This is a genomic window from Syntrophotaleaceae bacterium, from assembly GCA_041390365.1.
Classification (GTDB): Bacteria; Desulfobacterota; Desulfuromonadia; order Desulfuromonadales; family Syntrophotaleaceae; genus JAWKQB01.
This window is the reverse complement of sequence record JAWKQB010000001.1, coordinates 956,840-967,975: the sequence shown is the minus strand read 5'-3', so window position 1 is coordinate 967,975 and position 11,136 is coordinate 956,840. Positions and strand designations below refer to the sequence as shown.

The following is an 11,136-nucleotide window of genomic DNA, read 5'->3' as shown; positions in this document are numbered from 1 at the left end:
TAGTCTAATTATGTGATCCGCGGCCTGAGCGTCAAGAACCCAGTCTTGTTAAATACCTGTGAAAGAAAAGGATAACTATTTGAAAAAAGGGAAGATTGAAGGAAATGGACGGCAAAGCCGAGGGAAACACTGGGGGTAGAGTAGAATCATTTGCGCAACCGCAATTGGGTCAGCAGGACTTCCAGCCGGGTTCTGAGGGGTGAGGGGTTGGTGCCGGTGGCGAGAACGAATCCGGCGGTTTTCAGCACCTTGTTCCAGAGGGGCCGCCGGGGAAAGGTTTCGATATGCAGATACCTGTCGAGGGTCTGGGTCCGCTCCCAACCGTCCTGATTGGTGTAGATACTCCAGAGGCCGGACTGACGGGCAAGATCCACCTTGGTCAGGCCGGTGCAACGGGTCCAGTAATTCAGGGAACAGTTCATCACTTCGACGGCAAGATGCCTTTTCGACTCGAACTTTTCCAGATTCATCAAGGTTTTGGAAACATTGTCGAGAGCTTCATCGATAACGCTGAGTTCCTGCATGAATTCCGGCCGAAGCTCCATAGAGAGGGGCCAGAGGCAATGCAGGGATGATTGAATCGACTGGAGCCGCGCCCTGTTCTGGTTGAGGGCTTCGACCACGGCGAGAGTCTGCGGGATATCCTTCGCATCCAAATCTGAAACACTCGCGATTTTGCGCAGAATGATCAGACAAACCGGGTCCTCCTCAACATCCAGAAAAGAAAGATAGACTCCCGCCCGTCCACATCCTCCCCCAGAATCGGGAAGAGCGGCCATGCCCAGGAGGCAATTGCCGCCGCTTCTGAACAGCCCCCGTATCGCCTCTTCTGCCGCAACGGGGCAAGGACCGTCGGGAAAAAGCCCCATGACCTCCCGAAAAGGCCGACCGAGCAGCTTTTCCGCCGAGTGCCCCAGCAGTATTTCCCCGGCATGGTTGCAGAAGGTAATCTCCTCGCTTTCGTTGACGGCCAGTATGGCCTCGTCGATATTGTCGAGCATGGAACTGAGCTGGCGCTGCAGAACGCGCAGTTTCCGCTCGCTCTGCTTACGGGCTTCCACAGCCGAAAAGGACCGGGCAATGCGGATGGCGAGGGCGAAGGCCTGAAAAAGGATCATGATCGCTATACCGACCGAAATCAGATAGACGCTGCGGATGAGCAGGTTCATGTAGAGGATGTCATTGATCACCGCCGCCAGGAAGACGAGAAACCCTGCCAACATCAGGGCCGCTTCGCTCCTTCTGTTTTTCACTGCGCGATTCAGGCTCAGGCAGATATACCCGCCTATGCCGAGAGAGAAAATCTGATAGGGAACTTCCGTGAGACTCACCAGCCGCGAAGGCACGAGTGCGGCATAGGAAAAAAAGAGGGCGGCGACTAACTGGGAAAGACGTGCGACCCTGGAGGAAAACTCCTGGGGGAAAAGAGAGCCGAAAAACATCAGGAACAGGGGGACGGTCGGAAACCAGGTCAGCAGTTCCATGCGGCACTGCCAGTACCATGGGAAATCGGGGAAGACCAGGGTCATGAAGCGCCCGCCCAGGGAACCGAAAGGGATTCCTGCACTCCAGCACAGGCAGAAGAGTCCGAAGTAGAGAAGTGAAGGATCTTCCCTTCGCAACAGGTAGAAAACCAGATGGTAGATGCCGATGACCACCAGCATGCTGAAGAGAAGAAGATCGGCGGCGAAAAGCAGATGCTGCCGTTTTTCGATGTCAGCCGCTGTTCCCAGGACGATCGGCCGATAGGGGCCGCCTTTTGCCAGGTGAAAGTTGGAGACCTGAAGGACGAAATCGAGAACCTCGCCGGCGGCTGGAAGAGCTGCGGTGCCGATCCGGTAGGAAGGTTTTCCGGTATCCGCGGCCATGGAGACGACGCCGTCGGACATCACCTCGATACCGTTTACCCAGAGCCGGTAAGCGGTGGACTGGTCTTCGATGCGAATGGACAGGGGGGAAGTCTCAGCAGGAAGTCTGACTCTGAGCCGGAAAGTGGCGTAACCTGCGCCGGAAAGGGGACCGTTGCCTCCATCATGACCGTTCCAATAGCCGGGAACAGGAAAGTAGACGGGTCTCGGGGACAACTCTTCATCCTTGAAACCGCCCGGATCAAGAAGATGCTGCCAATAGAACTCCCACTGACCATCGAGATAAACAAGGCTTCTTTGATTCCAGCCGGAAAGGTCCAGAAAACCCCGTTCCGCTCGAAAATGTTCTCTCTGGTAGCTGCAACCACCTAGAAGCAACAGCGAAAAACAGAGGAAAAGGCTCGACCGAAACAGCATATTTGTCGATTGCGACGGATCAGGCTTAACCCGCATTATCAACCGCACCTTCCTTCGGCATGGCTGCAAACCAGCTCCCTCGCTCTTTGTAGACCCTTCATTTAATACAGTCAATCTCTTTCTCTGAACCGCTGGAACCGCATGGCAATTGACAGCCCACCGGCCCGAGAGTAGTGTGTGATTTCTTGGGTTGCAGGAGAGTTGGGATCTATGGAAAAGAAGCGTCAATCGATTACAGGAGTGAAGGGAGTATCCGGGGTTTCACCTGGAGCCGTACTCTTCGTGGTCTGCTCGGCCCTTTTCCTGATGCCTTTCATGCTCTCGGCGGTAGCGGTGGCGCTGCCGACTATCGGGCGGGATCTGCAGGCCAGCGCCCTGCAGGTGGGCCTGGTGGAGACGGTCTACATTCTCTCGGTGGCTGTCTTTCTGTTGCCGATGGGGCGATTCGGCGATGTTTTCGGCCGTCGCCGGGTCTTTCTTCAGGGAATCTTCTTCTTTACCCTTGCCACCGCCCTCATCGCCCTCTCGACCTCCATCGAAATGCTGATCGGCTGGCGCATCCTCCAGGGCATCGGCGCCGCCATGGTCAACGCCAGCAGCCTGGCCATCGTGGTTTCTGTCTTTCCCGCCGAAAAGCGGGGACGGGTGCTCGGCATCGCCATCGGCACCGTCTACGCGGGCATCTCCTGCGGCCCGCCCGTCGGCGGTTTTCTGACCGGCAGTTTCGGCTGGCGGGCGGTATTCCTGCCGGGCGTGCTGCTGGGGCTGCTGTCCTGGCTGCTGACCTTAACCCGCATGCGCACCGAATGGCACGAGGCGGCAGGCGAGCCCTTCGACTGGCGGGGCAGCCTGATTTATGCCCTGGCCGTTGCCTGCATCACCCTTGGCGGCGCCCGCCTGAGTTCGGGGGGCTGGGCAACAGCGGTGCTGACGGCAGGTCTGGTTGGTTTGGGACTGTTCGTCCTGGTCGAGCGTCGCAGTCGATACCCCGTGCTGGATATCCGCCTGCTGACAGGCAACCGGGTTTTTGCCCTGAGCAATGTGGCGGCATTCATCAACTACGGTTCGACCTTCGGCGTGGTTTTCTTCATGAGCCTCTATCTCCAGTACGTCAAGGGATTCAGGCCCGCAGATGCCGGGCTGGTGCTGATGCTGCAACCGCTGGTGCAGATGCTGCTGGCCCCCGTAGGGGGACGATTGTCCGATCGTTTCCCTCCCGCCCGGGTCGCAACGATCGGTATGACCCTGTGCTGTTTTGGTCTGCTGCTCGCGGCCACCATCGCTCCCGGCACGCCGGTTGCCGTCGTGGTCGGAGCCCTGCTGCTGCTGGGCCTGGGCTACGCTTTCTTCTCCACACCCAACACCAGCGTCATCATGGGATGCCTGCCCCGACGGTATCTTGGTGTAGCCTCCGGTTTGACCGGGACCATGCGTTCTCTGGGGATGACCTTCAGTATGGTCGTCGTCACCCTCAGTTTCTCCTTCTTCATGGAGGGCCGAACCATTTCGCCGGCGACCATTCCTGAATTCATGGCCAGCATGCAAACCGATATGCTGTTTTTCAGCGGCCTTTCCGTAGTGGGCATCGGCTGTTCCCTGGGCAGGCTTTCCTTTTCCGGGGGACAGGAATGTCGAGGGGATGATGAACTGTGATGGGTATTGGAGTCTGTCTGACCTGAGAGATTCGTTACAGCAGATTCCTGCTTCTGGGTCCTAAACCCTGTTCAGTCGCCAATCGTAATCGAGGTAATCGATTTTGATTTCGGGGTGTTCGCGCAGGAATGATCTCTCCTTTTCATCATAGAGATATCGGGCAATAAAACGCAGCCGCTCCGACCTGCTTTTCCCGAAATCCTCACGATACCATTGGAAAACCCGGGAAAGACGTACCACTTGACGACTCTGGTCGATTCGCACGGCACCGCGGTTGATGAAGGTTCGGGCTGAAACATCGAGTTGTTCGTCCAGATGTTCCGCCTTGTAAACTTCAATGGGTGGGCAGGAACGGGAAGCGCAGACCAGGGCGAAATGGATGCGGGGATCAGGATTGTCGATCATCCAGCGTCGGCGGGGATCATCCCGACCGAAGGGACGGAACAGCGAGTGGGGGAAACGGCGGTTGCCTCGCAGAATGCCGTGCTCCATCTCATCCGGGGAGAAAACCTGGTCGCCGATCTGATAGAAAATGCGCCGGAAAAACCGGGGCACCTCTTTTACGGAACGCCGGATACCGAGATCGACCACCCCGTGTACGACAATGACGTTATACAGATTGATCCAGAAAGCCAGCTGCTGGCTCCGGTCTTCCAGTACGGAAAGATCCATATGCTGCAGGGCCCGGCTGCAACATTCGTATTCACGAAACAGGGAAGAACGCGCCATGTCCTCATATGCGATGCGGCCCCGGTCCCCCTGATAGAAGGTTCCCTGCAGCAAGGTCATGAGGCTGCGTAACCGGCCGGCAATATTCATCCCCTGCGCCGACTCGGGCGGTTCCCCTGAATTAAGTATGAAGTCGCTCGTGATGAGCAGTTTCTTTTTGAACTGCCGAGCTGGCCCGGCCCGTGATGGATCGGCTTGTTCCTTTTTCGCAAGGGCCCGGCAAAGGGCCACTGCCCCGTTGATATAGCCGATATGGGTGAAGGCCTGGGGGAAATTACCCAGTAATGCCTTCCAGCGCAGGTCGTATTCTTCCGCGAACAGGCCGAGGTGGTTGGCCACGCCTTCCATTTTGAGCAGCTCACGCTCGGCCTCCTGGAGTTTTCCCTGGCCGACGAGATTCTGAATCCGCCAGAAACTGCAGATCAAAAAGACCCCTTCCTCTCCCGGAAGCCCGTCGTTGGTCTGATGGACCCGGTAGCGGTGAATGAATCCATCCTGGCTGAGTTCTCGGGCGATAGCTTTCGTAGTCCCCACCATGCGGGGATCGTCATAGGGCAGGAAACCGAAAACGGGCAGCAGCAGGCAGCTCGCATCCAGGGCATCTGTGGCATAATGCTGAACGAAGGATTTTTTCTCCTCGTTCCACCCCTTCTTCAAAACTTCCTGACGGATTTCCTCCCTGACGGCCTCCCATTGATCAAGGTCAGCTGGAAAACCGAAGCGACGGGCAATGGCGATACCGCGATCAAGAGCCACCCAGCACATCACCTTGGAAAAAACGAAATGCTGCGGCTCGCATCGCACTTCCCATATCCCGAAATCCTTTTCCCGCCAGCTTTTCAGGACCGTCCGGCAGATATCCCGCAAAAACGGCCATTGCTCGAAACTTATCTTTCCGGCATAGCGGGAGAGTTTCAGGGCCGCATCCATGATCTCGCCATAGATATCGAGCTGCCGCTGCACCGCAGCGGCATTGCCGATCCGCACCGGGCGGGAGCCCTTGTACCCTTCGAGGTGCATCAGTTCCGTTTCTGCCTGCGGATCCTCTCCCTGCAGATCGTAAAGCACCTGCAGGCTGGCGCCCTTCTCCCTGATCAACTTTTCGATCCAGTGCAGGTACTGCTCCGTTTCCCTCAGGTGGCCAAGAGTGAACAGGGCGTCCAGGGTCAAGGAGGTATCCCGCACCCAGGAAAACCGGTAATCCCAGTTGCGGACACCGCCGATCTGCTCGGGCAGGGAGGTCGTCGCGGCGGCCGCGATGGCGCCGGTCGGGCGGAACTGCAGCAGCTTGAGGACCAGGGCGGAACGTTCCACCATTTTTCGAAAAGGTCCGAGATCGAGGCCATATCCGGTTGTTGCCGTCTCCAGCCATCTGCTCCAGAAGGATTCGGTGTTGCGCAGAGCAAGGCCGCACATTTCGGCCTCCAACCGGAGGCATTCCTTCTGGTCGAAGTGCAGGTAGAACCAGACGAAATCCCCTCTCGACAGTTGCCAGGAGCCTATCGCCCGGTCCCCTTCGACACGCATACCGGTCCGGCTGCAGCAAAGGGACAGGGCATGGCCTCCCCCTTCGGCCACAACCCCGTACCCGTGTTGCTGCAAGCGGGTGGAGGCACGGGCGTAGTCGAAACAGGGGAAGAATTCCGCCGTACATTCAACCTCCCCTTCGGTGACCTGGATCATGCGGTATATCTCGGGATGTTTCGCCTGTGCGGTGGCAGGCATGCCGGTGACAATCGGCATGAAATCGGTCAGGACCATGACCCCGGTTCGGGTGCGAAAGGAGGTCACGAGAATATTCGTTTTCGGCAGGTAACTGGCGACCGAATCCCATTCCCCGGTTGGCCGGATCGAGAAGTGGCCGCCTTTCCCCTCGTCGAGAAGGGCTGCGAAGACGCTGGGGGAGTCGAGATATGGCAGACAGCACCAATCGATCGAACCATCGAGCCCGACCAGCGCTACGGATAGGAGATTGCCGATTATGCCGTAGTCACCGATATTTTTGTACATGCGAGGGTCTCGGGTAAAAAGGTTTCGTTCATTTTATCAGGTCATGCCGTTTTGCCCAAAAAAACAGGGGCGATCGATCGCCCCCGGCAACTCATTACCATTCCGCATGTTCTCTTAGTGCAACACGCTGTATCCCCTGCCCCGCATGCAGTTGTTGATGATCTCCTGCTGGGTGTTGGCCGCCGAAGCCGCCCCGCCGGCGCCACCGCCGATCGCACCGGCGGCGGCCCCTGCAGCCGCGCTGGTGCCGACATCGCTGCCGATAATGGCCCCGAACACGCCGCTAATGATGCCGCTCAGAGCAGCCCCCCCAGCGGCGCCTTGGGCCGTGCTGCGACCGCTGCTGACGCTTTCGGCATATTGCTGGCAATCCGCCAGATCCTGTTCATAGGTCGTCGTGGTTTTTCCCGGGGAGGCTGCAAAATCCACCATAGGCCGGTGACTCTTGCCGGAGCAGGCCGACAGGACAACGGCCAACAGAAAAAAGATGATCCGTTTCTTCATGGGATAATCCTTCCGTCCGTCTTTCAGGTCCGTTTCGACAGGGCTTTACCGTTGAACTGTAACCGAATATCAGGCAGGCATCAAATCTCCCACCCGTCCAAATTCTTCGCCTCCGAAACCCCGCACCCCACTGGCTCATCCCTCCATCCATCGGTCGTAGCTCTGCCGCACAGGATACACGATCTTGTCAGTCACGGCTGGATGTTGGTAGAAGCACGGGGACAGGCAGGTGAAAAAAGTCATTTTGCAGGTAGTATGAAAGGTGGCAGGGGCGGAACCTGCATCTCTTCCATTGCAGCAACTTTTGACCAGGAGCATTCATCATGAAAAGTGCAAATGCCATGGGCCTGATGATTCTCTTCTCCGCGGGATTACTGATAACAGCCGCAGGGTGCAAGCGCAATCACAGTGACGCCTCGACAGGCAGCCCCGCTGGAGCTGCAGGCGGACCGGAATTGAAACGGACCGTGGTGCTGTCGGGGTTGGAGACCCCCTGGGACCTCGCCTTTACTCCCGATGGTGCCATGCTTTTCACGGAGAAATGCAGGGGACTCTCCGTTCGGCTGACGGACGGATCCGTCCGCCGCCTGTTCGGCGCATCCGGCTACGGGGTGGTGGCTGACGACTTTTTCTGCCAGGGACAGAGCGGCATGAACGGTATAGCCGTCGATCCGGAGTTCGAACGGAACCGGTTCATCTATGTTTTCATGCCGTCCAAGCGCAGTGAACCGGCCACCAATCACGTCGTCCGCCTGACCCTTGATGAAGGTTCCAAGGCCGTCGGAAATCGCACCGATATCGTTACCGGGATTCCCTTTAAAAACAGGGGTAACCGCTGGGGCGGCCCGGGCGCCCATAGCGGTGGGCGTATCCGGTTCAGCCCCCTGGATGGTTTTCTGTATGTTGGTACCGGCGACAACCATAACGGGACTCTGCCGCAAGATCCGAACCGCCTGGGAGGAAAGGTTCTGCGGATCGATCGCAACGGAAAACCTGCACCCGACAACGGCTTGTCGCCAGACAGGGATCCGCGGATCTTCACATATGGTCATCGCAATGTGCAGGGGATTGCTTTTCGACCGATAACCGGTCAGCCTTTTTCCTGTGAGCACGGTCCCGGCCACAATGACGAGGTGACCCCCCTGCGAGCCGGGGGCAATGGCGGCTGGGATCCGGCCCCGGAATCAGGCGTTTCCTGTCCGGACAACTACTGCGGGTATACCTCCAACAACCCGGAGGGTCTTCCCACGTCGATGACCGATCTGGAAAAATTTCCGAATGCGATGCGTCCTTCCTGGGCAAATGGAGGAGACTCGGAAGGCATGTGCCCCTGCGTCTTCCTGACCGGGGAAAATTGGGGTGCATGGGAAGGACAGTTGGCCGTCGGTTTCCTTCGCGGCCGTCGTATCGAACTTCTCGAGTTGAATCAGAACAACATGATTACAGGAACCACGACAGCTCTCGACCTCCCCGATGAACGGATACGGTCCATGGTTCAGGGTCCGGATGGCGCACTCTACGTTTCGATAGATGGGGGGGAAATCTGGCGGTTGTCCGTCGAGTGAAATGTCTATACCAAGGGTGCCTGAACTTTGTGACCGTTGCGAAGCATGGCGGTCAACTCGTCGGCTGGCACCGCAGGGCTGAACAGGAACCCCTGGTACCCCTCGCAGCCGCAGGCAATCAGGAAGTCAAGCTGCTCCCTGGTCTCCACCTTTTCGGCAACGGAATTCAGACCGAGACTTCGGGCGATCGCGACGATACTGGCGGCGACGGCGGCGGCACTCGGATCGTCGGGCACATCGTGAATGAAGGATCCGTCGATCTTCAGACAATCGACGGGAAACCGCCGCAGGTAGTTCAGGGATGAATAGCCGGTGCCGAAATCATCGAGGGCCAGTCGGACACCAAGTGCTTTTAGCTCCTGCATGGTGGTGACGGCGGCCAGCGGATCATGCATGATCATGCTCTCCGTCAATTCCAGTTCCAGAAGTCCCCGGTCGACACCGGTTTTTTCTAAAATACGCCGAACCGAATCGGCCAGATCGATCTTGCGGAACTGTCGCGCCGAGAGGTTGACCGCAACGGGCAGTTGGGCAAAATTCTCCCCCTTCCAGGCTGATATCTGTCGGCAGGCCTCCGTCAGAACCCATTCGCCGATAGGCAGAATCAGTCCGGTTTCTTCAGCCAGGGGGATGAATCGGCCGGGGGGAATCATGCCCCTTTGCGGATGTTGCCAGCGCAGCAGCGCTTCGGCGCCGATGATGCGACCCGTGGCCAATTCAACTTTCGGTTGATAGTGAAGCAGCAGTTCCTGACGCTCCAGGGCCCGGCGAAGATCGGCATCGAGCTCCAGGGTTTCACGACTGCGCAACCCCATGGCCGGCGAATAGAAACGGCAGCAGTTGCCTTCCTCCTTGGCCCGGTACATGGCGATGTCGGCATAGCGGATGAGGTTTTCGCTGTTGGCGCCGTCACTCGGATAGATGCTGATGCCTAGGCTGCCGGTGATGGTGATTTCCCGGCCGTTGATGCGGCAGGGTTGGCACAATCGGTGGAGAATCTTTTCTGCAACAGGCTCCACATCAATCTCATCGGCCACCTCGGCCAGAAGAATCACGAATTCATCGCCGCCGAAACGGGCCACCGTATCCGCCTCGCGCACCGATTCGCGTAACCGCCCGGCCACTACCTTCAACAGTTCATCCCCCGAGTCATGGCCGAGGCTTTCGTTGACGAACTTGAATCGATCCAGGTCGATCAGCAGCACCGCGACCAGTCGCCGGGTCCGATGGGCATAATGGATCGACTGCTCGATCCGGTCCCGGAGCAGAACCCTGTTGGCAAGACCGGTCAGCACATCGTGTGTCGCCAGGTATTCATACCGGGCAGCGCTCTCCTTCTCTTCACTGATATCCTTATGAATCCCCAGCATGCGCAGGGGCTGGCCCAGCTTGTCCCGTTCCAGCACCTTGCCCGCCGAATGGATCCATTTCCATTGTCCGCTCCTGGTTTTCATCCGGAACTCATGGGCATAAACGGCCCGGTGTCCGGAAATATATTCCTGATAGACCGTAAGGGCATGGTCGCGGTCATCGGGATGCAGTTGGGTCACCCAGTCGGTAAAAGTAATGCGATATTCGGCAGGATCGTACCCCAGCATTCGGGCATATTCGTCGCTGACGGTGACCATGCCGGTCCTGATATTGAAATCGTAAATTCCCTGACTGGAGGCCTCAAGCGCCAGTCGAAGCCGCTCTTCGCTTTCCGCCAGTTCACGGGAAATCTGCTCCCGGCGCCGGCGAATATTGATCAGGAGGCCCAGAACTGTCGTCGCCAGGGGATAGATGACGAGCACCGGCAAACCGATGACCCTCAACACCTGAGTGGCTGTTGCCAGCGGCAGAGTGAACATCAGCCCCAGCATGACCCCGTGAACAAGAAGACCGAAGCCGTACAGCTCAAGTCCGGAATAAAATTTCCTGTTGCTCCCCCGAAGGTGCCGCCAGGCAATCCCCAGGAACCCGGAAGCAAGAATCACTGAAATGCCGGTTACCATCGCCGCACCGCCCTGGAACAAGCGCAGAAGGCAGGTCATGGTCATGGCAACCGCAGTTGGGATCAGGCCGAAATAGAGACCGGCTATACTTATGACCACCGAGCGGGTATCGAAAATGATGCCCGGAACATAATTCCAGGATGAAAGCATCAGGATGATTCCAAGCATGCCAAGCAGAAAACCGATGAGCAGTCTCTGAGGAATATTTTTCCGGTTCTGATAACGAATCGTGATCAGATCGAAGACGAAAGCAGCGGCGATAAGCAGGGCGGCACTATGAATCAACCCTTCAAAGGCGGTTTGCGTCATGTTTCCTCATCTGAAGCGGGATGGAGCGAACCGGAAGAACCCTTTTGGTCAAAGCGCTGGGCAGATAGTCAAATTCCCGACCTTAAC

At 57.6% G+C, this 11,136-nt stretch carries 6 protein-coding genes; 2 read left to right on the top strand and 4 right to left on the bottom strand.

Annotated features, from left to right (window positions below; genetic code table 11):
* Positions 1–146: 146 nt before the first annotated feature.
* Complete coding sequence (locus R2940_04585; protein MEZ4599048.1) at positions 147–2,084, bottom strand: 7TM diverse intracellular signaling domain-containing protein; 1,938 nt, start codon at positions 2,082–2,084, stop codon at positions 147–149.
* A gap of 411 nt (positions 2,085–2,495) precedes the next feature.
* Here R2940_04585 and R2940_04580 point away from each other — a divergent pair, with 411 nt between their 5' ends.
* Positions 2,496–3,938: an MFS transporter gene (locus tag R2940_04580; GenBank protein ID MEZ4599047.1), complete on the top strand. Its 1,443-nt coding sequence runs from the start codon at positions 2,496–2,498 to the stop codon at positions 3,936–3,938.
* A 60-nt stretch (positions 3,939–3,998) separates the two neighbouring features.
* Here R2940_04580 and R2940_04575 read toward each other — a convergent pair whose 3' ends face one another.
* Positions 3,999–6,677: a glycoside hydrolase family 15 protein gene (locus R2940_04575; protein MEZ4599046.1), complete on the bottom strand. Its 2,679-nt coding sequence runs from the start codon at positions 6,675–6,677 to the stop codon at positions 3,999–4,001.
* A 114-nt stretch (positions 6,678–6,791) separates the two neighbouring features.
* Positions 6,792–7,181, bottom strand: a complete 390-nt coding sequence (locus R2940_04570) for a hypothetical protein (protein ID MEZ4599045.1) — start codon at positions 7,179–7,181, stop codon at positions 6,792–6,794.
* 323 nt (positions 7,182–7,504) lie between these two features.
* Between R2940_04570 and R2940_04565 the strand changes: the two genes are divergently transcribed.
* Positions 7,505–8,746, top strand: coding sequence for a PQQ-dependent sugar dehydrogenase (locus tag R2940_04565; GenBank protein ID MEZ4599044.1), 1,242 nt, complete (start codon positions 7,505–7,507; stop codon positions 8,744–8,746).
* Between the two features lie 5 nt (positions 8,747–8,751).
* Here R2940_04565 and R2940_04560 read toward each other — a convergent pair whose 3' ends face one another.
* Entirely contained in the window at positions 8,752–11,049 is a 2,298-nt protein-coding gene (locus R2940_04560) for an EAL domain-containing protein (protein MEZ4599043.1), read from the bottom strand.
* Between the last annotated feature and the right edge of the window lie 87 nt (positions 11,050–11,136).